20 protein-coding genes and 1 tRNA gene are annotated in these 25,614 nt (G+C 64.3%); 4 read left to right on the plus strand and 17 right to left on the minus strand.

What is annotated here, in order from left to right; genetic code table 11:
- The first annotated feature begins 132 nt into the window (after positions 1-132).
- Both FG94_RS18675 and FG94_RS18680 read left to right on the plus strand, forming a co-directional pair.
- Positions 133-209, plus strand: a tRNA-Met gene (locus tag FG94_RS18675).
- Between the two features lie 187 nt (positions 210-396).
- Positions 397-810 carry a T6SS immunity protein Tdi1 domain-containing protein gene (locus FG94_RS18680; protein WP_027865230.1) on the plus strand — a complete coding sequence of 138 codons (414 nt, stop codon included), beginning with the start codon at positions 397-399 and terminating at the stop codon, positions 808-810.
- Between the two features lie 2 nt (positions 811-812).
- On the opposite strand, the gene FG94_RS18685 is transcribed toward FG94_RS18680, so the two are convergent.
- The 17 genes from FG94_RS18685 to FG94_RS18765 all read right to left on the minus strand — a co-directional run bounded on the left by FG94_RS18685 (position 813) and on the right by FG94_RS18765 (position 21,421).
- Positions 813-1,700 carry a DNA-3-methyladenine glycosylase gene (locus FG94_RS18685; protein WP_036214639.1) on the minus strand — a complete coding sequence of 296 codons (888 nt, stop codon included), beginning with the start codon at positions 1,698-1,700 and terminating at the stop codon, positions 813-815.
- Positions 1,701-1,710: 10 nt separating this feature from the next.
- A complete protein-coding gene (locus tag FG94_RS18690; protein ID WP_036214777.1) occupies positions 1,711-2,616 on the minus strand; it encodes a DMT family transporter in 906 nt (301 codons plus the stop codon).
- Between the two features lie 88 nt (positions 2,617-2,704).
- Complete coding sequence (locus tag FG94_RS18695) at positions 2,705-3,739, minus strand: XdhC family protein (protein WP_036214642.1); 1,035 nt, start codon at positions 3,737-3,739, stop codon at positions 2,705-2,707.
- Positions 3,740-3,912: 173 nt separating this feature from the next.
- Positions 3,913-4,995 (minus strand): M48 family metallopeptidase, encoded by a 1,083-nt coding sequence (locus FG94_RS18700; RefSeq protein WP_036214644.1) that lies wholly within the window; start codon positions 4,993-4,995, stop codon positions 3,913-3,915.
- 25 nt (positions 4,996-5,020) lie between these two features.
- Positions 5,021-5,470, minus strand: coding sequence for a dUTP diphosphatase (dut, locus tag FG94_RS18705; protein ID WP_036214647.1), 450 nt, complete (start codon positions 5,468-5,470; stop codon positions 5,021-5,023).
- A gap of 17 nt (positions 5,471-5,487) precedes the next feature.
- Complete coding sequence (gene coaBC / locus FG94_RS18710) at positions 5,488-6,708, minus strand: bifunctional phosphopantothenoylcysteine decarboxylase/phosphopantothenate--cysteine ligase CoaBC (protein WP_036214780.1); 1,221 nt, start codon at positions 6,706-6,708, stop codon at positions 5,488-5,490.
- Between the two features lie 43 nt (positions 6,709-6,751).
- A complete protein-coding gene (gene lspA / locus FG94_RS18715; RefSeq protein WP_036214649.1) occupies positions 6,752-7,279 on the minus strand; it encodes a signal peptidase II in 528 nt (175 codons plus the stop codon).
- A gap of 69 nt (positions 7,280-7,348) precedes the next feature.
- The gene (gene ileS, locus FG94_RS18720; RefSeq protein WP_036214651.1) at positions 7,349-10,237 is read right to left on the minus strand and encodes an isoleucine--tRNA ligase; all 2,889 of its coding nucleotides are present in this window, start codon (positions 10,235-10,237) and stop codon (positions 7,349-7,351) included.
- A 93-nt stretch (positions 10,238-10,330) separates the two neighbouring features.
- A complete protein-coding gene (locus FG94_RS18725; protein ID WP_036214653.1) occupies positions 10,331-11,302 on the minus strand; it encodes a bifunctional riboflavin kinase/FAD synthetase in 972 nt (323 codons plus the stop codon).
- A 177-nt stretch (positions 11,303-11,479) separates the two neighbouring features.
- A complete protein-coding gene (locus tag FG94_RS18730; protein ID WP_036214656.1) occupies positions 11,480-12,706 on the minus strand; it encodes a tetratricopeptide repeat protein in 1,227 nt (408 codons plus the stop codon).
- Positions 12,707-12,774: 68 nt separating this feature from the next.
- On the minus strand, positions 12,775-13,209 hold the full coding sequence (locus tag FG94_RS18735; protein WP_200879998.1) for a biopolymer transporter ExbD: 435 nt from the start codon (positions 13,207-13,209) through the stop codon (positions 12,775-12,777).
- Between the two features lie 79 nt (positions 13,210-13,288).
- The gene (locus FG94_RS18740; protein WP_036214659.1) at positions 13,289-13,717 is read right to left on the minus strand and encodes a biopolymer transporter ExbD; all 429 of its coding nucleotides are present in this window, start codon (positions 13,715-13,717) and stop codon (positions 13,289-13,291) included.
- Positions 13,718-13,719: 2 nt separating this feature from the next.
- Positions 13,720-14,649, minus strand: coding sequence for a MotA/TolQ/ExbB proton channel family protein (locus FG94_RS18745; RefSeq protein ID WP_200879999.1), 930 nt, complete (start codon positions 14,647-14,649; stop codon positions 13,720-13,722).
- An 86-nt stretch (positions 14,650-14,735) separates the two neighbouring features.
- Positions 14,736-15,401: an energy transducer TonB gene (locus FG94_RS18750; protein ID WP_036214661.1), complete on the minus strand. Its 666-nt coding sequence runs from the start codon at positions 15,399-15,401 to the stop codon at positions 14,736-14,738.
- Between the two features lie 1,033 nt (positions 15,402-16,434).
- Complete coding sequence (locus FG94_RS18755; RefSeq protein WP_027865245.1) at positions 16,435-17,958, minus strand: SpoVR family protein; 1,524 nt, start codon at positions 17,956-17,958, stop codon at positions 16,435-16,437.
- A 10-nt stretch (positions 17,959-17,968) separates the two neighbouring features.
- A complete protein-coding gene (locus tag FG94_RS18760) occupies positions 17,969-19,240 on the minus strand; it encodes a YeaH/YhbH family protein (RefSeq protein WP_036214664.1) in 1,272 nt (423 codons plus the stop codon).
- A 258-nt stretch (positions 19,241-19,498) separates the two neighbouring features.
- Complete coding sequence (locus tag FG94_RS18765) at positions 19,499-21,421, minus strand: PrkA family serine protein kinase (RefSeq protein WP_027865247.1); 1,923 nt, start codon at positions 21,419-21,421, stop codon at positions 19,499-19,501.
- A gap of 586 nt (positions 21,422-22,007) precedes the next feature.
- On the opposite strand from FG94_RS18765, the gene FG94_RS18770 reads away from it, so the two are divergent.
- Positions 22,008-23,033 carry an adenosine deaminase gene (locus FG94_RS18770; protein ID WP_036214667.1) on the plus strand — a complete coding sequence of 342 codons (1,026 nt, stop codon included), beginning with the start codon at positions 22,008-22,010 and terminating at the stop codon, positions 23,031-23,033.
- Positions 23,034-23,042: 9 nt separating this feature from the next.
- Positions 23,043-25,574: an ABC transporter permease gene (locus tag FG94_RS18775; protein WP_036214669.1), complete on the plus strand. Its 2,532-nt coding sequence runs from the start codon at positions 23,043-23,045 to the stop codon at positions 25,572-25,574.
- Positions 25,575-25,614 lie beyond the last annotated feature (40 nt).

A 25,614-nucleotide genomic window follows, 5' to 3' on the forward strand; every position in this document is an offset into this window, starting at 1 on the left:
TTGCCGACCCTGGGCCGCTGCCGGCGCGTGCAAAAGTGCTCACGGCCGAGCGCCGTCGTGCTGCAATCGCCTATCAGGGCAGGATTGCATTTGCCTAAAAGACCGTTTCGGCGTATAATTCATTTCATCAGACGCGGGGTGGAGCAGTCTGGCAGCTCGTCGGGCTCATAACCCGAAGGTCACAGGTTCAAATCCTGTCCCCGCAACCAGAATTCAGGGCCGTTGATTCGCAAGGATCAACGGCCTTTTGTTTTTCGCTCGTCATACGGGCTCATACAAGAGCCATGTCAAACCGGACGCAAGAGTCCGGAATGTTGTCGAGCCTGTCTTGTCCAACAGGCGAAACAGCCGGCGCCGGCACTCGGCGCGGGCCTGCGAACCAATGGGGCAGACCACATGATCAACGTAGACGACATCAACGACGCCTGGGGCTGGGTCGGCTTGACCGCTGTCGAGGTCCTTGGGTCCAATGCATTCGGCAACCTCATCATCCGCGACGACGAAGGACGCTACTGGCGCCTGCGTCCGCAAGACCTGTGCTGCGAGCCGGTCGCCGACAGCCGCGCCGCGCTCGACGCGCTGGCGTATAACCAGGATTTCCTGAACGACTGGTACATGCCGGAAGTCGTGCACCTGGCCGAATCCACGCTCGGCCCCCTGGTCGAGGACCGCAAATACTGCCTCAAGATCCCGAGCGCGCTCGGCGGCCACTACGGACGCGACAATCTGGCCACGGTGCCGCTGCCGGAACTGATCCGTTTTTCGGGGGAGAGTGCGCAGCAGTTCGACGACTTGCCGCGCTGGAATTGAACCTAAGCGGTGGTGTCGCTGAGGCTGGCCCACAGGTAGGCCGCCGCCATCGTGCGGTGCGGCGCATAGCGTTCCAGCAGGCGCTGCGTGGTCGGGATGTCCGGACGCGCCTCCCCACCCAGCAGGCGGTGGAAGGCGGTGCGGATGGCCACGTCGCCTTCCAGCGAACAGTCCGGGTAGCCATAGCCGCGCAGCAGGGCGTAGTTCACGGTCCAGGGCCCGATGCCTTTGACGGCCAACAATTCCTGCACGAGCTCGTCGACGGGGCGTCCGCGGTCGAGCACGAGCTGGCCGTCGACGACGAGCCGGGCCAGGCGCAGCAGGGTCTCGGCTTTCGAGCGCGAGAACTTGCGGCTGGTCAGGTCTTCCAGGGCGAGGCCGGCAACGCCGGCCGCTTCCGGATAGCAGCACAGGCCGCTCGCATGGACCCGGCCCGCGAGCTGGATCAAGGTGCGGCGCAGCGAGATGGCAAACGGCAGATTGATCTGCTGGCCGATGATGGCCCAGGTCAGGGCCTCGAACACGCTTGCCGACTGGACGATGCGCAGGCCCGGCTGGCGCGCCACGACCGGGCCCAGCGCCGGATCATTGCGCGCGAACGCGGCAAACGCGGCCGGGTCGATGCGCAGGCCAAGGATACTCAGCAAGGCCTCGCGCGCCTGTGCCAGCAGTGCCGGCGTCACATCGCCATCGGCATCGATGCAGCAAGCGGCCGTGTCGCGACCGAAGCGCACTTCCAGCACCACGGGCGTGCCGCCCAACAGCACACCCTTGCGCAGGCCTTCGGGCGACACTTGTTCCGCAATGGCTTCCGCATCCCGGCTGTGAAAGGCCAGCACGTCCTCGCTGCGGTAGCCGGCCGGCAGGTCGAGCATGATCTCGGTGCGCATCGCGATGTCCCTACTTGGCTTGCGCGGCAGGCGCGCGCAGGAAGGAGGGCACGAAGCCGGTCACCAGCGCCGTGCCCACCAGCACGATGCCTGAGCCGAGCAGCGTGTGCCAGCCGATCACCTCGTGCAGGAAGATCGCCCCCCACAGGATGCCGAACATCGGGTTCAGGAAGGTCACCGTGAGCGCCGAGGTGGTGCCGACTTCCTCGATCAGCTTGAAGTAGAGGATGTAGGCGATCCCGCTACAGACCACGCCCAGCGCGAGCACCGCGGCCCAGATGCCGGCCGTGGGTATGCCCGGCGACGGGAAGAAGGGCAGGGCCGGGATCACGAACAGGGTCGCGGCCCACATCGAGCCGTGCGCATTGGCGAAGGGCGGCACCGCCTTGGCCGACTTGGCGTACTGGCTGGCGATGCTGTAGCAGAAGGCCGCCACCAGCGCGGCCGCGATCGCGACCGCGGCGCCGGGGCGCTCCGACACATGGTCGAAACCGACCAGCAGGCCTACGCCGACCGTGCCCAGCACCAGGCCGAGGCCGGTGCGTGCCGACACGCCCTGGCGTGCCCAGACGGCGCCGACCAGCGCGCCGAACATCGGCGCGGTGGCGTTCAGCACCGACAGCACCGAAGCGGACAGCGTGCGCGCGGCGAAGGCGAACAGCAGGAAGGGCAGGGCCGAGTTGAAGAAGCCCAGCATCAGGTAGTGCTTCCAGTGCTGGCGCAGGTCGAGCGGGGTTCCCTTGCCGCGCCGGCGCATCACCCAGGCCACCCCTAGCAGGAACAGGGCCGCGAACAGCACCCGGTATTCGATTAGCACGGCGGGGCCGAGCACAGGCGCGGCGATGCGCATGAAGAGGAAGGAACCGCCCCAGATGGCGGCCAGCGCCACCAGGCGCAGCATGTTCACGGTATTCATCGGGACGAGCGGGACAAAGGGTGGATTGTGGCGGCGGGGCGCATGCCGCGCCATCCGCTTCTTGCTGTCGAATGCGGGCCGGACCGGCTCACGCGGCTGCGCTGCGCAGCACGCTGCAGGCCGCCGTGCCCGCCGGCTGGAGCGCCGCCGCCGCAGTGGCGTGCGGCACCAGCAGGGCGGCAGGTACGCCGTTCTTCACGGCGGTCATTTCGGCCATGATCGAGACCGCGATCTCGCTCGGAGTCTTGCTGCCGATGTAGATGCCGATCGGGCCGTGCAGGCGCGCCAGCTGGGCTTCGCTGAGGTCGAACAGCTTGAGGCGCTCGCGGCGCTTGTCGTTGTTCAGGCGCGAGCCGATCGCGCCGACATAGAAGGCCTCGGACTTGAGCGCCTCCATCAGGGCCAGGTCGTCCAGCTTAGGGTCGTGGGTCAGGGCGACGACCGCGCTGCGCGCATCCAGGCGCGCCTCGATCACCAGGTCGTCGGGCATGGCGTGCACCAGTTCCACGCCCGCCAGGTTCCAGCCGCTGCGGTATTCCTCGCGCGGGTCGCACACGACCACGCGGTAGTCCATGCCGCTGGCGATCTGCGCCAGGAAGCGCGACAGCGGGCCGGCGCCGATGATGTACAGGCGCCAGCGCGGGCCATGGATGGTGGCCAGCACGCCATCCTCCACGCGCTGGATGGCGCCGGCCTCGGCGCGCGCCAGGGTGACGGCGCCGGTCGCCAGCTCCACGCGGCGTTCGACCAGCTCGCCTTCGTGCAGGCGCGCCAGCAGTTCGCGGATGCGGCTGCTTTGGGAGAGCGGCTCGATGGCCAGCTCGATGGTGCCGCCGCAGGGCAGGCCGAAGCGGTGCGCCTCGTCGGCGCTGATGCCGTAGCTGACGATCTCGGGACGCGTCAGCTCGATGCCGTTGCGGCGCACCTTCTCGATCAGGTCGTCCTCGATGCAGCCGCCCGAGACCGATCCGACCACGCTGCCGTCGTCGCAGATGGCCAGCAGCGCGCCGATCGGGCGCGGGCTCGAGCCCCAGGTCTTGATGACCGTCACCAGCTGGCAGCGGCGGCCGCCGGCGAGCCAGGCGTCGCAGGTCTTCAATACGTCGAGGTCGATGCTGTCCATGATGCTTGGAGCTGGGTGGCCGAAATGAACATCATACAAAAAACGCCGATGTTTCGCCGAGTGCGGTTGGTAGGGTGGGCGGGTTCCCCGCCCACGCGTTCAAACATGGCAAGATCAGCCTGTACGCTATTCATCCACAAACTATCACCGCGTGGGCGGGAGACCCGCCCACCCTACGGTGTCAGCGGCTTGTTGGCCGACTTCTTGGCCTTGACTTCGGCCACCGCCTTGTCGACCGCGGCCATGCGCTGCGCCAGCGCCGGGTGGTTGGCGGTATGGCCGTTCAGCACCGTCGCCGGATAGGTTTCCGAGAAGCGCTTCCAGAACCCGGAGATGCCCTCGACACGGTAGTCGGCGCGCGCCAGCAGGTAGACCGCGAGGCGGTCGGCCGCGCTGTCGAGCGTGGACGGCATGGCCTTGATGCCGCCGCTGCCGATCAGCATCGAAGTGTCCGGCGCGATCCGGGTGAGGTTGTCGATGATGCTGCCGATGGTGGCGGCATTGCGCTGGCTGGCCGCGTGGTTCAGCATGTTGTGTGCCATCGTGTGCGCCACCACGTAGGCCAGCTCGTCGTCGTTCTGCACGAAGCCCATCATGCCGCGCGTGACCATCACGCGCTGGCCGTCGGCATAGGCGTTGACGTTGTCCGCGTTGCCCAGCTCGATGCCGAAGGCGCAGGCGCGGGTCACGGGAACCGTCACGTCGCGCTGCGAACCGCGGCGCTCGATGGTCAGCGGCAGGCTGGCCTGCTTCGCGACGATGGGGCCGAACACGGCGCCGGCCTGCGACAGCGCGTTCGGGCCGGTGGGCAAGGGCTTGCCGCCGGCGGCCACCAGCTCGTCGCCGTTGCGCAGGCCGGCCTTGGCGGCGCCGCTGCCGGCCAGCACATTGGTGACCTGCAGGCGCTCGCCCATGCCGAGCACGGCGTGCGCGGCGTCGTTGTAGCTGCCGGGGTAGGTGTAGCGGTTCTTGGCGGTGAAACCGAGCAGGTTGCGCGCGTGGCGCGTGCACAGTTCGGCATTGTCGATGAGGAGGGGCGCGGCCACCTTGTACAGGCGGTCCTGCAGGCTTGCCATCCTGGTGAGGGTCTCGGCTGCCGCCGCCATCTCCGGTGTCACTTGCGGAATCTCGGGCGCCGTCTGCCCCGGCGGGAGCGGCTGGCCCGGTTGCATCGGTGCCTGCGTGGCGCAGGCCGAGAGCAATACTGCGGCGGCGATTCCCAGCGCAGTCTGGCGCAAACGATTAATGCGGAACATGGTCCTCCTTATCGAATCTTCTTTGTCATTGCTTGCCGGTGCTGCCGAACCCTCCGGCGCCCCGTTCGCTCGATGCGAACTCCTCCACCACGTTGAAGCCCACCTGCAGCACGGGCACGATCACGAGCTGGGCCAGCCGGTCGAGCGGCTGCAGCGTGAAGCTCGCGTGGCCGCGGTTCCAGGTGGAGACCATCAGCTGTCCCTGGTAATCGGAGTCGATCAAGCCTACCAGATTGCCGAGAACGATGCCGTTCTTATGGCCGAGTCCACTGCGCGGCAGGATCATGGCCGCATAGCCCGGGTCGCCGATGTGGATCGCCAGGCCGGTCGGCACCAGGGTCGTCTGGCCCGGCTCGATGACGAGCGGGGCGTCGATGCAGGCGCGCAGGTCCAGCCCCGCGCTGCCGGGCGTGCCGTAGGCCGGCAGCAGCTCTTTCATGCGTGGGTCGAGGATCTTGAGGTCGATATTCTTCATTCTTGTACTTGCTTTGCTTAGGTCAGGAGCGATCGCTGTTCGAGGCGTTTCGCGATTTCGGAAACGAGCTGGCGCGCCAGGCTCAGCTTGTCGGCGCGCGGCAGCACGGTATGGCCGCTCTCGTCGAACAGGATGATGGTGTTCTCATCCTGCCCGAAGGTCTGGGGGCCGATATTGCCCACCAACAGGGGAATGCCTTTTCTCTCGCGCTTGGCGGCGCCGAATTCCATCAGGTTCTCGGACTCGGCGGCGAAGCCGACGCAGTAGGGCCAGCCGGACAGCGAGGTGGTGGCAGCGACCGAGGCCAGGATGTCGGCGTTCTGCACGAACTCCAGCTGCGGCGCACCGCCGCCTTCCTGCTTCTTTATCTTCTGGCCGCTGGCATTCGCCACCCGCCAGTCGGCCACCGCCGCCACGCCGATGAAGACGTGCTGGCCCGTTACCCCGGCCATCACGGCGTCGTGCATTTGCTGGGCGGTGAGCACGTCGATGCGGCGCACGCCGTGAGGCGTGCTCAGGGAGGTCGGGCCGCTGACCAAGGTGACCTCGGCGCCGGCTTCGCGCGCCGCGCGCGCCACCGCATAGCCCATCTTGCCCGAGGAGAGGTTGGTGATGCCGCGCACCGGGTCGATCGGCTCGAACGTGGGCCCGGCCGTGATCAGGACGCGGCGCCCCGCCAGCACCTTGTGCTGGAAGGAGGCGATCAGTTCCTCGACCAGTTCTTCCGGCTCGAGCATGCGGCCCAGGCCGGTCTCGCCGCAGGCCTGGGAGCCGGCCGCCGGGCCGAACAGGCAAATCCCATCTTCGACCAGCTGTTTCACATTGCGCTGGGTCGCCGGGTTCTCCCACATCTCGACGTTCATCGCCGGCGCCACCAGCAGCGGCACGCGCCGCGGACGGGCCACGCACAGGGTCGACAGCAGGTCGTCGCAGGCGCCGTGCGCCAGCTTGCGGATGAAGTCGGCCGAGCAGGGCGCGACCAGGATGGCGTCGGCGTCGCGCGTGAGGTCGATGTGGGCCATGTTGTTGGCCATGCGCGGGTCCCACTGGTCGGTATAGACCGTCTGGCCGGACAGGGCCTGCATGGTCACCGTGCCGATGAAGTGGGTGGCGGCCTCGGTCATGACCACCTGCACGCTGGCGCCTTCCTTGACGAGGGAACGGCACAGTTCCGCCGCCTTGTAGCAGGCCACGCCGCCGCTCAGGCCGAGGACGATCTTCTTGCCCTTGAGGTCCATGCTCATGATGACTCCGGATTCAGCTCAGTTGATGCGTTGGTGCTTACGACTTGTTCACGCGCCGCAGTTCGTCCAGGACGAACAGGAAGGCGCCGACCGAAATGCCGATGTCGGCGATATTAAAGGCCGGGAAGTGGCCGATGCCCCGCCAGTAGAAGTCGAGGAAGTCGATCACGTGGCCGTGCACGACGCGGTCGATGCCGTTGCCGATGGCGCCCGCCATGATCAGGGCCAGCGCGAAGCAGAACAGGCGCTGGCTGGCGTTCTTCTTCATCATGTACAGGCAGAAGCCCACCGCGCCGATGGCGATCGCCAGGAACAGGTAGCGCTGCCAGCCGCTGGCGTCGCCGAGGAAGCTGAACGCCGCGCCCGGGTTGTAGACCTTGATCAGGTTGAAGAAGCTGGTGATCGGCAGCGTCTCGGCATAGGCGAAAGTGCGCTCGACGGTAAGCTTGGTCACCTGGTCGAGCAGGACGATGATCGCCGCCAGGCCGAGCCATGGGAACAGGCTGGCGGAAGGCTTGTAGAGGGGCTTGGCGCCCGGAGAAGCTTTTTTGGTTTTGGTGGCCATGGTGTCAGGTCGGTGCCCGCCATGCCGGCCCCAGGGGCGGCATGGCGGTGGAACCCCGTGAGGGGAAGGTCAGGCGTAGCGGCGGGCTTCGCCGCTGCCGAACAGGTTGCTGGTGCAGCGGCCGCACAGGCCGGCGTGCGCGTGGTCGTGGCCGACGTCGCGGCGGTAGTGCCAGCAGCGCTCGCACTTTTCCGCTTCCGACGGGGTCACGGTCACCGCTTCGTTGGCGGCGTCGGCCACCTGTTCCACGCTGGCCTGCGAGGTGATGAACACGAACTTCAGGTCATCCTCGAGGCTGGCCAGCAGCTGGAATTTCTCGCCCGCAGCCTTGATCGCCAGTTCCGCCTGCAGCGAGGAGCCGATGGCGCCCGAGGCGCGCACTTCTTCCAGCTGCTTGGTCACGTCGGCACGTACTTCGCGCAGCGCGGCGTACTTGGCCAGCAGGGCTTCGCCGTCCGCGATGTCCGGGAAGGTCCACAGCGTTTGCGTGAAGATGGTCTCGTCGCTCTGCGCATAGGCCTGCTGGCCCGCGAACACGGCCCAGGCTTCCTCGGCGGTGAAGGACAGGATCGGCGCCATCACGCGCAGCAGCGCATGGGCGATGTGCCACAGCGCGGTCTGGGCCGAGCGGCGCGCCGTCGACTCGACGCCGGTGGTGTACAGGCGATCCTTCAGGATGTCGAGGTAGAAGCCGCCCAGGTCTTCCGAGCAGTAGTTCTGCAGGCGGGCGACCACCGGGTGGAACTCGTAGCGCTCGAAGTGGCCGGCAATGTCGGCCTGCAGCTGGGCCATCGCGGCGATCGCGTAGCGGTCGATCTCGAGCAGCTCGGCCACCGGCACCGCGTCCTTGCCTGGATCGAAGTCCGAGGTGTTCGCCAGCAGGAAGCGCAGCGTGTTGCGGATGCGGCGGTAGGATTCGGTGACGCGCTTGAGGATTTCGTCGCCGATCGACAGCTCGCCCGTGTAGTCGGTCGAGGCCACCCACAGGCGCAGGATGTCGGCGCCGAGGGTATCGGAGATCTTCTGCGGCGCCAGCGTATTGCCGAGCGACTTCGACATCTTCTTGCCGTTCTCGTCGACGGTGAAGCCGTGGGTCAGCAGCGCCTTGTACGGCGGGCGGCCGTTGAGCATCGAGGAGGTCAAGAGCGACGAGTGGAACCAGCCGCGGTGCTGGTCCGAGCCTTCCAGGTAGAGGTCGGCCGGGAAGGCGGATTGTTCCTTGTGCGAGCCGCGCAGTACGGTCTGGTGGGTCGAACCCGAGTCGAACCACACGTCCAGCGTGTCCTTGTTCTTCTCGTAGTTGGCGGCGTCCTCGCCCAGCAGTTCGCTTGGGTCGAGCTGCTGCCAGGCTTCGATGCCTTTCGCTTCGATCAGCTTGGCGACCTGCTCCAGCAGCTCCGGAGTGCGCGGATGCAGCTCGCCGGTTTCCTTGTGCAGGAAGAAGGCCATCGGCACGCCCCACTGGCGCTGGCGCGACAGGGTCCAGTCCGGACGGTTGGCGATCATGCCCTGCAGGCGCGCCTGGCCCCAGTCCGGGAAGAACTGGGTCTCGGCGATGCCGGCCAGCGCGGTTTCGCGCAGCGAGGGGCCGCCGTCCTTCGGGGTGACGTCCATGCCGGCGAACCACTGGGAAGTCGCCCGGTAGACGATCGGGGTCTTGTGGCGCCAGCAGTGCATGTAGCTGTGGTCGAACATCTTCAGTTCGAACAGGGCGCCGGCGCCGCGCAGGGCTTCGCAGATCGGCTTGCTGGCTTCCCAGATGGTGAGTCCGCCGAACAGCGGCAGGGTCGAGGCGAAGCGGCCGTCGCCCATCACCGGTTTCAGGATTTCGTCGTCCTTCATGCCGTGCGCCTTGCAGGACTGGAAGTCTTCCAGGCCATAGGCCGGCGCCGAGTGGACCACGCCGGTGCCGCTGTCGGTCGTGACGTAGTCGGCCAGGTAGACCGGGGAAGTGCGGTCGTAGAACGGGTCCTGCGCGTGCAGCGGATGCTTGAAGCGGATGCCTTCAAGCTTGGCGCCCGGGGTGGTGGCGATGACGCTCCCTTCCAGCTTGTAGCGCTGCAGGGTCGCTTCGACCAGGTCCTGGGCCAGAATCAGCAGCAGCGGCTGGCCGTCACGTTCGGCCTGCACCAGCGCGTACGTCACTTCCGGGTTGGCGTTCAGGGCCTGGTTCGACGGGATGGTCCACGGGGTGGTGGTCCAGATCACGATGAAGCCATTCGTGGTCGGCAGCTGCGGCAGGCCGAAGGCCGCGGCGACTTTTTCCGGTTCCGCGAACGGGAAGCCGACGTCGATCGCCGGGTCGCGCTTGTCCTGGTATTCGACTTCCGCCTCGGCCAGCGCCGAACCGCAGTCGAAGCACCAGTTGACGGGTTTGAGGCCGCGGTACACGTAACCTTTTTCCAGCAGCTTGCCGAGGGCGCGCAGCTCGTCCGCCTCGTTACCGTAGGCCATGGTCATGTAGGGGTTTTCCCATTCGCCCAGCACGCCCAGGCGGATGAAGCCGGCGCGCTGGCGGTCGATCTGCTCGAGCGCATAGGCGCGCGCCTTCTGCAGCACCTCGGCGGTCGGCAGGTTCTTGCCGAACTGCTTTTCGATCTGGATCTCGATCGGCATGCCATGGCAGTCCCAGCCCGGCACGTAGGGCGCGTCGAAGCCGGCCATGGTGCGCGATTTGACGACCATGTCCTTCAGGATCTTGTTGACGGCGTGGCCGAGGTGGATGTCGCCGTTCGCATACGGCGGGCCATCGTGCAGGATGAACTTCGGACGGCCGGCCGCCGCCTTGCGGATGCGCTGGTAGATCTTCTTGTCCTGCCACTGCTTGACCCAGCCCGGCTCGCGCTTGGCGAGGTCGCCGCGCATCGGGAAGGGGGTGTCGGTCATGTTGACCGGGTATTTGCTCTCTGGCTTGGCACCCTTCGGGGCCTTGTTCTGGACGGGTTTGGTATCGGACATAAGGTTTTTCTCTAGGGGATTCGGTTCGGTCTCGCGGCGGGGCCGCGCGCGCCGCTTTCGGCAGGCATGCCTGCAGGTGTCAAATGCGAGGCGTCAAATTCGATCGGTCGCGGTGAGCGCGCCGTTACGGTGCGCGAAGAAGGTGCGCGCCTGGACGGCGTCGCGCTCGATCGCGGCGGTGAGCGTGGGCAGGTCGACGTACTTCTCCTCGTCGCGCAGCTTGGCGAGGAATTCGACGCGCACCAGTTTGCCGTAGGCGCTCTGGTCGTAGTCGAACACGTGCACTTCCAGCAGCATACGGCCGGCGTCCTCGACGGTAGGGCGAACGCCGAGGCTGGCAACGCCCGGCAAGGGCTGCTCCGCCAGGCCGTGCACCTGCACCACGAAGATGCCGGCCAGGGCAGGGCGGTGCGCCACCCGCAGGTTCAGGGTCGGAAAGCCCAGCGTGCGTCCGAGCTTCTGCCCATGGATCACGTGGCCCGACATGGCGTAGGGGTGGCCGAGCAGCTGCTGGGTGGCGCCGAAGTCGCCGGCGGCCAGCGCTTCGCGCACGGCCGAGGACGAGATGCGGCGCTCGCCCAGCATCACGGCATCCAGGGTCGCGACCTGGAAGCCGTATTCGCGGCCGGCTTCCTGCAGCATCGCGATGTCGCCCGCGCGCCGGGCGCCGAAGCGGAAGTCGTCGCCCACCATCAGCCATTTGACGTGCAGGCCGTCGACCAGCACGCGCTCGATGAAATCGCGCGGCGACTGGGCGGCGAAGTGTTCGTTGAAATGTTCGACGATGACGCGGTCGATGCCGGCGGCGGACAGGTCTTCCAGCTTGTCGCGCAGGTTGGCGATGCGGGCAGGGGCTTTCGACAGGTCGCCCATCTTGCGGGCGAAGTATTCGCGCGGGTGCGGTTCGAAGGTCATCACGGCGGCTTCGATCCCGAGTGCCATGGCGGCGCCGCGCACGTGCGCCAACAATGCCTGGTGGCCGCGGTGGACACCGTCAAAGTTGCCGATCGTGAGGGCGCAGGGTGCGCGCGCCCTGTCGTTGGGTAGTCCGCGAAATACCTTCATCAATGCTTCCAGTGGCGCAGCCGGCCGGTCCGGCGCGAAATACCTGATTATACGGTAACTCGCATGTTGCACAGCAACGAAGCCCTGGGAGAGGGGGATGCGTTGGCGCAATAAAAAACGCCGCCTGCGAACAGGCGGCGTTTCGGATCGCTCGATCAGGAGCGCTCGCTCGCTTGATCAGGCGATCGGACGGTTGATCGCCATGATCCAGTAGCGGGCCAGGTCGGCGCTGCCGTCCTTGCCGCCGACGGTCTTGAGCGTGTTGATGGCCTGCTGCTTCTTGCCGGCCGCGGCATAGGCTTCGCCCAGGCGCAGCTTGGCTTCGTCGGCGTAACGCAGGCCGCCGGCCTTGATCGCGGCTTCCATCATCTTCAGGCCCTTGTCGGCCTGGCCAGCCTGCACCAGCGCGTAGCCGAGGCCCACCAGCGCGTCGTTGTCCTTGGCGGCGGTGTATTCGGCTTCGAGGGCGGCGACGCCCTTGTTCTGGTCGGCCAGGTTCTTCTCGGCCAGGTCCTTCAGGCGCTTGTGACGCTCGGCGTCCGCACCGGTGCCCAGGGCGCCGGCCTTGTAGCCCTTGTCGATGACCTTCAGCGCTTCGGCCGGGGCTTTCGCCTGCAGCACCAGCTGGGCCATTTCCATGAACTCGCTCGGCTTCTTCATCAGGTTGTTGGCCAGCTTCAGACGGTACACGTCCACTGCCAGGCGGCCCGAGAAGCCAGGCTTGCCCTGGACGCGGTTCAGCAGGTCGTTCCAGTACTGGGCCTTCGGGTAGCTGGCGGCCAGCTTCTCGATGGTCTGCACGTAGCCGGCCTTGTCGTTCTTCTTCAGCTGGATGTTGGCCAGCATGCCGAGCTCGTCTTCGCTCAGGCGGCCGCTCTGTTCGGCTTTGCGCAATTCCTGCTCCAGCGCGGCGACATTGCCCTGCTTGTAGTAGTTCTGCAGCAGGTAGGCGCGCAGCTTCGGATCGTTGCCCTTCTGCAGCAGCTTCAGGATGGTGGCGTTTGCCTTGTTCAGGTCGCCGGCGCGCATGTAGATGCCGACCAGGCCTTCCGAGAACTGCGAGCGCTCGGAGGCGCTCAGCTTGCCCGAGTCGAGCAGCTTTTCGAACGAGGTGGCTGCAAGGCCCCAATCGCCGGCCGACGAGGCTGCCGAGGCGCGCACGCGCTCGATCAGGAAGCGTTCGTCATCGGTCTTTGCTGCCTTGTCCGCGTCGCGCAGGGCGGCCAGTGCGCCCTTGGCGTTGCCCTGTTTCAGCAGCGACTGTGCCTGTTGCAGTGGCTTGCCGACTTCCGGACGCAGGGTGACCGCAGCGTGCACAGGAGCCAGGCCAACGACAGGGATGGTTGCAGTGAAACCGAGGGCGGCCAGTGCGAGGCCAAGGTGTGCGAGACGGAATTTAATCATCTGAAAACATCCTTCTTCAAAATGGACACGGCAGGGAAACCCTGCCGTGTTGGTCAAACATGGATCGATTACTGGAACTGCTCGTTACCGACCATGCCGATCTTGGTGACGCCGAGACGCTGAGCGGTTGCCATGACACCGGCTACCACCTTGTACTCAACCAGCTTGTTCGGACGCAGGTGCACTTCCGGCTGGTTCGGCATCGCAGCGACGCCGTTCATCTTGGCTTCCAGTTCCGCGCGATTCGGGACAACCTGGCCATCCCACAGGATGGTGCCGTCGAAGTCCACGTCGATCGTCACGACCACCGGTTTCTCATTCGTCTGCGGTGGCGGGGTGCCGACCGGCATGTTCAGATTGACCGAGTGGTTTTGTTTCGGAATCGTGATAATCATCATAATGATGAGAACGAGCAGGACGTCGATCAGCGGCGTCATGTTCATTTCCATCATCGGTTCCGGATCGGCTCCTTTAGCGGAGCCCGAACCTACGTTCATGCCCATGGTGTTTCCTTTTCAAATGTTGGGGTCTCGGACGCGATATCAAGGTTTCCTGAGAAACCTCGATATCGCGGACAGGGTGTTAGCCCTTGTCAGGCGGTTCGATAACGAAACCGACCTTCTGAATCCCAGCACGCTGTGCCGTGTAGATCACCCGGCCGATCGATTCGTAGCGGGATTCCTGGTCGCCACGAACTTTCACTGCCGGCTGCGGCACTTTCACCGACTGCTCCGCGAGGAACTTGAACAGCTCGTCCGTATTCGCGATGCGGGTCTGGTTGTAGTACATCTCGCCATCTTTGTTGATGGTGATGTTGACGTCTTCCGGCTTGGTCTTGGTAACCTGGTTCGTTTCTGCAGGCAGGTTCACTTTCTGCAGGTTCAGAACCACCGGGCTGGTGATCAGGAAGATGATCAGGAGAACCAACATGATGTCCACGAGGGGCGTCGTGTTGATCTCCGACATCACGGCATCTTCATCTCCGGAATCGGAGCCGACACTCATCGACATGATTAGCCAGCCTTCTTAGCACCAGCGGCAGCGTTCGAGGTCGACATGGCGCCCGAGATCAGGACCGAGTGCACGTCAGCCGAGAACGAACGGACGTCTTCCATGACCGACTTGTTACGACGAACCAGCCAGTTGTAACCCAGAACCGCCGGGACTGCAACGAACAGACCGAATGCGGTCATGATCAGTGCTTCACCCACCGGGCCTGCCACTTTGTCGATCGACGCGTTACCCGACATACCGATGGCGGTCAGCGCGTTGTAGATGCCCCAGACGGTACCGAACAGACCGATGAACGGCGAGGTCGAACCGACGGTTGCCAGGAACGACAGGCCATCCTGCAGGCGCGACTGGACGCGGTCCACGGCGCGCTGGATCTGCATGGTCACCCAGGTCGACAGGTCGATCTGCTCGAGCAGGGCGCCGTCGTGGTGCTGGGTTGCCTTGGTGCCGGTTTCAGCGATGAAGCGGAACGGCGAGCCTTCTTTCAGCTGAGCCGAGCCAGCGGCGATCGACGGTGCTTTCCAGAACTTGGCCGAAGCTTCCTTCGACTGACGCATGATCTTCTGCTGGTCGATCAGCTTGGTGATGATGATGTACCACGAACCGATCGACATCAGCGACAGGATGATGATGGTGCCCTTGTTGACGAAGTCGCCTTCTTCCCACATGGCTTCGATGCCGTACGGGTTGTGGACTTCTTCGGTAGCGCCTTCGGCAGCAGCCGGTGCAGCTGCGTCAGCCGGAGCGGCTGCAGCGTCGGCAGCCGGTGCTGCTGCGTCGGCAGCCGGGGCAGCCGCGTCAGCCGCCGGAGCGGTGGCGCCTGCGGCAGGAGCGTCAGCGAAGGCCGGTGCGGAAACCAGGGCCGATGCCGCCGTTACCGAGAACAGGACAGCCGCCAGCATAGCGGACAAACGGGTATTCTTAAACATGCTTCCTCCAAAAATATAAAAATAGACAGTTCGCTGAACTATTGACAACGAAAATCATAGAGTTGAGACGATGTTCCGTCTCGGTTTTATTCCAGCGTCCAGACGTACTGCACCGCTGTCCACGCCTGTTGCGGCTGACCATCTACAGTGGCCGGCTTGAATCGGCATTTGCTCAGGGCCGATTGTGCGGCCCGATCCAGATCGCGGAAGCCGGACGACTTCTGCAGCTTGGATTCCATCACTCGACCATCGGCCCCGATCAGGAACTGCAGGGTCGTGGTACCGGTTTCTTCGTTACGCTGCGACGAACGCGGATATTCCGGACGTGCGCAAGTGTTAAAGTCGGCCACTGCTTCGGTACGGCTCGGACCTGCAGCACGCGGCGGCGCCGGTGGGGCCGGCGGAGCGGGCGGTGCCGGCGGTGCCAGAGTCGTGGTCGGCGGCGGCGTATTGGTCGCCGTCGTGATCGCGTTCTGCGGCGGCGGCGGCTGCTGCACCTGGACTTCGACCGGCGGGATGAACGGCGGTGGCGGAGCCTTCATTTCCGGCGGTGGCGGCGGTGGCGGCGTTTCCGGCGGTGGCGGCGGCTTCACCTCTTCAATCAGTTTTGTTTCAACAGCCTCGGTTACCTTGGTGACGATCCGGGTGCCCAGGCCATTGATAAATGCCCAAGCCACCACCACGTGCAACAGGATAACAATGGCGAGACCGGTGTAATTCTTTCCCGGGTTCTTATCATGCGTAAAATTCATGCCATCTTTCTCCAATACCAACTCTTTTTTGTTGCCACTAAACCCACTAAACACGACAAAAATCTAGGGCCGCATCCGGGACATCAAAGAATTATACCTACGAATTCTTTTTTGAGGAGACATTTTTACACCCCCGAAGGGATGCTAACTGCCTGTAAAAACAGGCAAAGAAGCCCATCTATACAAGTCCCTCGGCCGGTCGTGCGTGGTCCAGAAAGCAGGGGTGAATTGTAATTTTATGTAGCAGTTCTCCTCCATCTGTGGATCGTGAGGCGCCCAACCCGGTTTTGCCGAATTTTCCATGCCAAAGCGGTCACATAACAAATTTCATATGATGACATCTTGGTATTTACGAAAACTATAGCCAGTTTTGCGGAAGCGGCGCGTACTGTTGAGCAGCCCTGGAACCCGCTTTTGCCCCACGAAACGCATAGCTAAAAGTCATGGGCAAAGCGCGTCTTGATATGCTTCAGTTGTGCGTTTGATAACCGCTTTGCGGATATCTGCTTCTCATGCATAGCAAAACTACATGGAATTCGGCGTTTTGAACAGTGTGTTCGCGCACTCAAGCGCAAAAAAATTACGTCGAGGTGGTCATTTTGTTGGGGAGGGGGTAGTAAAACGAGGCGCGGGGCGATAGAAGGCGCTGCTAGGTTGCACAGGTAGACTTGTTCTCCGTGCAGAAGCCACATGCATCGTCAATATCGACGCCAAATGGCCGCTCGAGACGCCCGGCCGGCGCTTGCAAGGACATCAAACGCATGCTTGATACAAATTGGTCCAGCCGAAATGGTCAGCGCAGGCATTATTACAGGAAAATTGCTTGGGCGGCGCGGCTGAGTACGTAAAAATTTTAGAGGGATGGCTCGGCTTGCCGTAGCGCCGCCCGGCGCCAGGAATCGGTGCCGGCACCTTGCGCTGGAAAAGCCTGGCGCGGCCGCCGCCGTTCCAACCCACAGGCCGCCTGGCCAGGAGGAAAGGGCAGCCGCCGGGTGGCCGCTGCCGCGCCTTCAGCAAGGATGAAGCTTCAGCTTCAGCGGCCGCGCTTCTCGCGGCGGCACTCGAGGAAGCTGACCACGTGGCCGCTCGGGTCCACTGTTTCCAGCCTGACATCGAATCCCCACAGGCGCGCGACGTGCTTGAGCACTTCCTGCGCCTGCTGGTTCAGCGGCCGGCGGTTGAACTGCGTGTGGCGCAGGGTCAGGGCGCGGTCGTCGCGGGTATTCACCTGCCAGACCTGGATGTTCGGCTCGCGGCTGCCGATGTTGTACTGCTCGGCCAGCTTGTGGCGCACGTAGCGGTAGCCCTGCTCGTCGTGGATCGCCGAGATCGTCAACTTGTCGCTGCGGTCGTCGTCGAGCACGGCGAAGAAGTGGAATTCGCGGATCAGCTTGGGCGACAGGTACTGGGCGATGAAGCTCTCGTCCTTGAAGTTGCGCATCGCGAAGTCCAGGGTCTTGATCCAGTCGCTGCCCGCGATGTCCGGGAACCAGGCGCGGTCTTCATCGGTGGGGTCTTCGCAAATGCGGCGAATGTCGGTCATCATCGCGAAACCAAGCGCATACGGGTTGATCCCGCTGTAATAGGGACTGGTTGCCGGCGGCTGGTAGACGACGTTCGTATGGCTCTGCAGGAACTCCAGCATGAAGCCGTCGCCGACGATGCCTTCCTTGTACAGGTCCTGCAGGATGGTGTAGTGCCAGAAGGTGGCCCAGCCTTCGTTCATCACCTGGGTCTGGCGCTGTGGATAAAAGTACTGCGAGATCTTGCGCGTGATACGCACCAGCTCGCGCTGCCAGGGTTCCAGCAGCGGCGCGTATTTCTCGATGAAGTAGAGCAGGTTTTCTTCCGGCTCGGGCGGGAAGCGGCTCGGCGCCGTACTCGTCACCTGTTCCTCGCGCAGCGGCAGGGTGCGCCAGATCGCGTTGACCTGCGACTGGGCGTATTCCTCGCGCTCCTTCTGGCGCGCGGTTTCCTGCGCGACCGACAGCTTGGCCGGCCGCTTGTAGCGGTCGACGCCATAGTTCTGTAGGGCATGACAGGAGTCGAGCAGCTCCTCGACCGCGTCGATGCCGTAACGCTGTTCGCACTCGGCAATATAGTTCTTCGCAAAGACCATATAGTCGACGATGGCGTCGGCATCGGTCCAGGTGCGGAACAGGTAGTTGCCTTTGAAGAAGGAATTGTGCCCGTAGGCAGCATGAGCGATCACCAGGGCCTGCATCGTCAGGCTGTTCTCCTCCATCAGGTAGGCGATGCAGGGATTCGAGTTGATGACGATCTCGTAGGCCAGGCCCATCTGGCCGCGCTTGTAGCTTTTTTCGGTCGTCAGGAAGTGCTTGCCGAACGACCAGTGGTTGTACGACACCGGCATGCCGACGGACGTGTAGGCGTCCATCATCTGCTCGGCGGTGATGATCTCGAGCTGGTTGGGGTAGGTGTCCAGGCCGTAGCGCTTGGCCACCCGCTTGATTTCCTCGTGCGCCTGTTCGATCAGGTCGAAGGTCCACTCCGACTGGTCGGGCAGGGCGCGCGGATTGTTGGGGTCTCTTGGCATGGCGGGCCTCTTACTTTGGCTGCTTCTTGAACAGCTCGCGGAAGACCGGGTAGATGTCGGCCGGGGTGACGATCTTCTGCATCGCGAAATTCTTGTGGTGGTCGGCCACCTCGCAATACTGCTCCCACAGGTTCTGCGGCGGGCCGTCGGTGATCTCGACGTAGGTGTAGTACTGGACCCGCGGCATGATGGCGTTGTTCAAGATCTGCTTGCACAGCACCGAGTCGTTGTCCCAGTTGTCGCCGTCCGAGGCCTGGGCCACGTAGGCGTTCCAGTCCGCGCTGCCGTAGCGCTCGGTGAGCACTTTCTGCAGCAGGTGCAGGGCCGAGGACACCACGGTGCCGCCCGACTCGCGCGAATGGAAGAACTCGTTCTCGTCGACCTCGGCCGCGGCCGTATGGTGACGGATGAAGACGACCTCGATCTTCTCGTAGACGCGCTTGAGGAACAGGTAGAGCAGGATGAAGAAGCGCTTGGCGGTGTCCTTGCGCGTTTCGTCCATCGAGCCGGAGACGTCCATGATGCAGAACATCACGGCCGAGGTGCTCGGCTTGGGCACCTTGATCCGGTTCGAGTAGCGCAGGTCGAAGGGATCGATGAAGGGGATCGCGTTGAGGCGGATGTGCAGGTGGTGGATCTTGTCCTTCAGTTCGATCACCTGCTCGTCATCGGAAGGCGCGCCTTCGTCGAACAGGGCCTGCAGCGCTTCCTCGGCTTCCCGCAGCTGGCGCTTGGCAGGGCCGCCGACGGCGATGCGGCGCCCGAGCGCGCCGCGCAGCGAGCGCAGCACGTGGATGTTCGAGGGCGTACCGGACACGTTGTAGCCGGCGCGCTGGTTCTTGTACTCGATGGTCTGGGTGAGCTGCGTCTTGATCATGTTCGGCAGCTCAAGATCCTCGAAGAAATAGTTCATGAATTCTTCGCGCGACAGCTCGAAGATGAAATCGTCCTCGGTGGTCTGGTCGCTGTTGCCGGCGCGCCCGCGCCCGGCGCCACCGCCGCCGCTGCGCGGACGGTTGAACTGGTCGCCTTTCTGGTATTCGGTATTGCCCGGGTTGACGGTTTCCCAGACGCCCCCATGGGCATGGCCGAAATGGGGTTCGTTCACGTCCTTGACGGGGATCGTGACTTTCTCGCCGTTCTCGATATCGGTGATCGAACGGCCTTTGATGGCGCGGCCGACCGCGTCCTTGATTTGCGCCTTGTAGCGGCGCAGGAAGCGTTCGCGGTTGACCGCGGACTTGTTCTTGCCCTGCAAGCGACGGTCGATGAGATAAGTCAAACTAACCTCCTGTAGTGGCGGCTTGAAGAACCTGCTGCGCGTTGCATTTGCGGTGGGGGCGCCTAGCCCTGCGATGCTCACCGTACGTTTGTACGGTTGCGCTTCTCGACCGCAAAGCTGCCGCTCGCGACGGTTCTTCAAGCCGCCGATACGTTGCGGGCGGGCGAAATCTCGATAGGTCTGTCTTATAGGTCTATCTTAATACGCGCCACAATCGCGTGTGCGGCGCACGCCGATTCGTGGCGTGCGCTGGCCCTGTCAGGAGGATTTCCTTACGCGCAGGTACCATTCGCACAGCAGGCGTACCTGCTTCGGCGTGTAGCCTTTCTCGACCATGCGGGCCACGAAGTCGGCATGCTTGTTGGCATCCTCGGCACTCGCTTTCGCATTGAAGGAAATGACAGGCAGGAGTTCTTCGGTGTTCGAGAACATCTTCTTCTCGATCACGCTACGGAATTTCTCGTAGCTGGTCCAGGCCGGGTTCTTGCCGGCATTGGTGGCCCGCGCACGCAGGCTGAAGTTGACGATCTCGTTGCGGAAATCCTTCGGATTCGAAATGCCGGCCGGCTTCTCGATCTTCTCGAGCTCGGCGTTGAGCGATTCGCGGTCGAAGCTCTCGCCGGTGTCCGGGTCGCGGAATTCCTGGTCCTGGATCCAGAAGTCGGCGAAGGTCACGTAACGGTCGAAGATGTTCTGGCCGTATTCCGAATAGCTTTCGAGATAGGCGGTCTGGATTTCCTTGCCGATGAAATCGACGTAGCGCTGCGCCAGGTGCTCCTTGATATAGGACATGTAGCGCTGCTCGGTCTCCGGCGGGAACTGCTCGCGCTCGATCTGCTGTTCGAGCACGTAGAGCAGGTGCACCGGATTGGCCGCCACTTCGGTGTTGTCGAAGTTGAAGACCTTGGACAGGATCTTGAAGGCGAAGCGGGTCGACAGGCCGTTCATGCCTTCGTCCACGCCGGCATAGTCGACGTACTCGTGCATCGACTTGGCCTTGGGATCGGTGTCCTTCAGGTTCTCGCCGTCGTACACCAGCATCTTGGAATAGATGCTCGAGTTCTCCGGATCCTTCAGGCGCGACAGGATCGCGAACTGCGCCATCATGCGCAGCGTGCCCGGTGCGCAGGGCGCCTTGTCGAGCGAGGAGTTGTACAGCAGCTTGTCGTAGATCTTGATCTCGTCGGACACGCGCAGGCAGTAGGGCACCTTGACGATGTAGATACGGTCGAGGAAGGCCTCGTTGTTGCGGTTGTTGCGGAAAGTCTTCCACTCGGATTCGTTCGAGTGCGCCAGCACGATGCCTTCGAAGGGAATCGCGCCGAAGCCTTCGGTGCCCTTGTAGTTGCCTTCCTGGGTGGCCGTCAGCAGCGGGTGCAGCACCTTGATCGGCGCCTTGAACATCTCGACGAATTCCATCAGGCCCTGGTTGGCCAGGCACAGGCCGCCCGAGTAGCTGTAGGCGTCCGGATCGTCCTGGGCGTAGTCTTCGAGCTTGCGGATGTCGACCTTGCCGACCAGCGAGGAAATGTCCTGGTTGTTCTCGTCGCCCGGCTCGGTCTTGGAGACCGCAATCTGCTTCAGGATCGACGGGTAGCGCTTGACCACGCGGAACTTGTTGATGTCGCCGCCGAACTCGTGCAGCCGCTTGACGGCCCATGGGCTCGGAATGGCGCGCAGGTAGCGGCGCGGGATGCCGTAGTCTTCTTCGAGGATGGTGCCGTCTTCTTCCTCGTTGAACAGGCCGAGCGGCGATTCGTTCACCGGCGAACCCTTGATGGCGTAGAAGGGCACGTGTTCCATCAGGCTCTTGAGCTTTTCCGCGATCGAGGACTTGCCGCCGCCCACCGGGCCGAGCAGGTAGAGGATCTGCTTGCGTTCTTCCAGGCCCTGGGCCGCATGGCGGAAGTAGGAAACGACCTGTTCGATCACTTCTTCCATGCCGTAGAAATCGCGGAAGGCCGGATAGACCTTGATCACCTTGTTGGCGAAGATGCGCGACAGGCGTGGGTCGAGGCGGGTGTCGATCAGGGTCGGATCGCCGATGGCCGCGAGCATGCGCTCGGGCGCGCTGGCATAGGTCAGGGGGTCTTTCTTGCACAGTGCGAGGAACTCCGACATGGAGTATTCCTCTTCGCGGGTACGCTCGTAGCGGGCGGTGTAGTTGTCAAAGATGCTCATTTCGAATGTCCTCAAGGTTACGAACAACGATCACGTCATGGCAGCCGACTGTGCAAGGGCTGCCTCAGGCCCCGGTCTTTATCTGGCGTACTCCTTGTCGGTCGCCCGCACCTGGCACCGGGATCGCCGGGGCCGTGGATGCTGCGATTTTCTTGTTGTCGTCCCGGACCGAGCCGAATGGGGCCGGTCCGGTCTCCCGTCGGTTGGAGAGCGTCTTTTTTGCGTTTGTGAAATTTATTATGTGCCTATTAGTTCCCGAAGTCAAAGCAGTGTCGTGCGCGCAGGTACTGCATATACAAGTGCTTGAACCGTATAAGAAAAGTCCGTTTTTGAGGGGCTTGGCGAGCACTGAAAATGCTCCCTGAAATCTCCCTTTATCACGGTTCCGAAGCGGTTCGATTCGGCCCGCTTCAGGCTGCTTAAATATCAACTTTGTGAGCCGATAGTGCACGATATGCTCAAGCTGTGGCGCACGCAAACCGTGAATACGGATGCCTGTTTTCGCCTATGGCACAGAGGGCGGACGAGCATGCGTTACACTTGTCGGCCACGTCCCATCGAACACAGACCAGCGCCGGAGAACATCATGCTGCATCCCCAACTACGCAATATCCTGCAGAACATGCCGAAGGCAGAATTACACATCCACATCGAGGGCTCGCTGGAACCTGAGCTGATCTTTGCGCTGGCACAAAGAAATGGTGTATCGCTGCCTTACCCCTCGGTCGAGGCGTTGCGCCAGGCCTACGCTTTCAGGGACCTGCAGTCCTTCCTCGACATCTATTACGCCGGCGCCAGCGTGCTGCTGACCGAGCAGGATTTCTACGACATGACCGCCGCCTACCTGGCCCGCGCGCATGCCGACAATGTTCGGCACACCGAGATCTTCTTCGATCCGCAGACCCATACCGCGCGCGGCGTGCCCTTCGAGACCGTCATCAACGGCATCTGGCGCGCCTGCCAGGACAGTCCCATCAGCGCGACCCTGATCATGTGCTTCCTGCGCCACCTGTCCGAGGAAGAAGCGCTGGCCACGCTGGACGAGGCGCTGCCTTACCGCGACAAATTCATCGGCGTCGGCCTGGACTCGTCCGAGGTCGGCCACCCGCCCGAGAAATTCGCGCGCGTGTTCGAGCGCGCGCGCCAGCTCGGCCTGCGCCTGGTGGCGCATGCGGGCGAGGAGGGCCCCCCGGCCTACATCGAGAGCGCGCTCGACGTGCTCAAGGTCGAGCGCATCGACCATGGCGTACGCACCCTCGAAAGCAGGGAGCTGACCGAGCGCCTGGCGCGCGAGGGCATGGCGCTGACCGTCTGCCCGCTGTCGAACATCAAGCTGCGCGTGTTCGACGTGATGGGGAGCCACAACCTGCGCGAGCTGCTCGACGCCGGCCTGGCCGCCACCGTCAATTCGGACGACCCGGCTTATTTCGGCGGCTACATGAACGACAACTTCATCGCCGCCTTCGAGGCACTGCCGCTCGATGCCGGCCATGCGCGCCAGCTGGCCCGCAACAGCTTCGCCGCCTCCTTCCTCGACCCCGAGCGCAAGCGCGCCTTCCTCGCCGAGGTGGACGAGTTCTTCGCGAAGGCCAGTCCTGCCGCCGCGGCATAAGGGATCACCATGCTCATCCAATCCCTCCGCATGACCGCGCGCGACTGGCGCGCGGGCGAGCTGCGTTTCCTGCTGGTGGCCCTGATCGTGGCGGTGTCGGCGCTGTCCTCGGTCGGCTTCTTCATCGACCGCATGCGCGCCGGCCTGAACCGCGACGCGCACCAGCTGCTGGGCGCCGACCTCCTGGTAAATGCCGACGATCCGATCCAGCAGCGTTGGAAGGACGAGGCGAAGCGGCGCGGCCTGCTGGTCGCCGAAACGGCGGCCTTCCAGAGCATGGCGCAGGCCGGCGAGGGCGAAGCCTCGATGGCGCAGCTGTCCGCGGTAAAGGCGGTGTCGAGCGGCTACCCGCTGCGCGGCCAGCTCAGCATCAGCACCAATCCGGACGATGCCAGCCGCGCGATCGGACAGAAAACCCGGGACACCCCGGCGCCCGGCACCGTCTGGGTCGACGCCAACCTGCTGCCGGCGCTGCGCACCGGGGTGGGCGGCAGCATCCAGCTGGGCGACAAGCAGTTCCGCATCGCCCAGCTGATCGCCACCGAACCCGACAAGGGCGCCGGCTTCTCCAACTTCGCGCCGCGCGTGATGCTGTCGCTGCAGGACCTGCCGGCCACCGGGTTGGTGGACGCGTTCTCGCGCGTCACCTACCGGCTGCAGGTGGCCTCGACCTCGAAGAACGACATGTCCGGCGTGGCCGCCTTCGAAAAATGGCTGCGCGCCGACATCGCCACGCGCAACGTGCGCGGCGTGCGCATCGAGACGCTCGAGAACGGCCGCCCCGAGATGCGCGCCACGCTCGACCGCGCCGACAGCTTCCTGTCGCTGGTCGGCCTGCTCTCGGCGATGCTGGCCGCGGTGGCGGTCGCGATGGCGGCGCGCCGCTTCATGCAGCGCCACCTGGACGCCTGTGCCATGCTGCGCTGCCTCGGCATGACCCAGAACCAGGTCGGTGCGCTCTACCTGATCGAATTCGCCATTGTCGGCCTGCTTGGGAGCATACTGGGTGTGGCGGTCGGCTTCGGCGCCCACTTCATCCTGATCCAGATGATCGGCAACCTGCTGCCGCCGGATTTGCCGCCGGTGTCGCCCCTGCCTGCGCTGCAGGGCATCGCCACTGGCCTGCTGCTGCTGGTCGGCTTCGCGCTGCCGCCGGTGCTTCAGCTGCGCAACGTGCCGCACAACCGCGTCATCCGGCGCGAAGCGGCAAGCCCGCAGCCGCTGGCGCTGGCCACCTATGGCCTGGGCGTCGGCGTGTTCCTGGCGCTGCTGCTGTGGCAGGCCGGCGACACCAAGCTGGCATTGATGACGGCCGGCGGCTTCCTCGGCGGCCTGGGCGTGTTCGCCCTGGTCGCCTGGCTCGGCCTGCGCCTGCTGCGCCAGCTGCGCGGCGCCTCGAACAACCAGAGCTGGCGCTTCGCCATCACCTCGCTGCAGCGCCGCCCCGGCGCCACCGTGGTTCAGGTGGTGTCGCTGTCGCTCGGCCTGATGGCGCTGCTGCTGCTTACCGTGGTGCGCGGCGACCTGATGTCCGCCTGGCGCACGGCCACGCCCCCGGATGCGCCGAACCGCTTCATCATCAACATCCAGCCGGAGCAGGCGCAGGGCGTCGAGCAGCAGCTGCGCGGGGCCGGGGTGCAGAACGTGTTCCTGTACCCGATGATCCGCGGACGCCTGACCCACATCAACGGCGACCTCCTCACCCGCAACAGCTTCCAGAACGGCGAAGCGCGCCGCCTGGCCGAGCGCGAGTTCAACCTGTCGACGGTAGCAAGCCTGCCCGAGACCAACGAGATCGTCGCCGGCAGCTGGTACAAGGATGGCCCGGGCGTGGCCGAGGCCTCGGTGGAGCAGAGCCTGGCCACCCGGCTGGGCCTGAAGCTGGGCGACGTCATGCGCTTCGACATGGCCGGGATGCCGGTGGAGGCGAAGGTGACCAGCCTGCGCAAGCTCGAGTGGGGCTCGATGCGCGCCAACTTCTTCGTCATCATCAACCCGCAGGCGATGGCGAACGCGCCGAAGAGCTTCATGACGGCCTTCCACCTCCCTGGCAGCGCGGGAAACCTCACCAACAGCCTGACCCGCGCCTATCCGAACCTGACCGTGATCGACGTCTCCGGCATCATCCGCCAGCTGCAGGAAGTGCTCGACCAGGTGGTGGTGGCGGTCGAGTTCCTGTTCATGTTCACGCTCGCCTCCGGCGTGCTGGTGCTGTATGCGGCCCTGATGGGATCGCAGTCGGAACGCACCCGCGAAGCCGGCCTGCTGCGCGCGCTCGGCGCCACCCGCGGCCAACTGGCGACGGCGCAGCGGATCGAGTTCGTGCTGGTGGGCGGCCTGTCCGGCGTGCTGGCGGCGACCGGCGCGGCGGCCATGGGCTGGGTGCTGGCCGAGTACGTGTTCAAGTTCCCGTGGAAGTTCGAGCCGCAGGTGTGGCTGGCGGGCGTGGTCGTGGGCGCCCTCTGCGCCCTGGTCGGCGGCTGGCTGGGGCTGCGCAGCGTGCTGCGGCAGCCCCCATTGCAGACCTTGCGCGAAGCCTGATTGCAACAACGCATTGCCGGGGTGGCCAGTGGCGACCCCG

This window comes from Massilia sp. LC238, from assembly GCF_000735635.1.
Lineage (GTDB): Bacteria > Pseudomonadota > Gammaproteobacteria > Burkholderiales > Burkholderiaceae_D > Telluria > Telluria varians.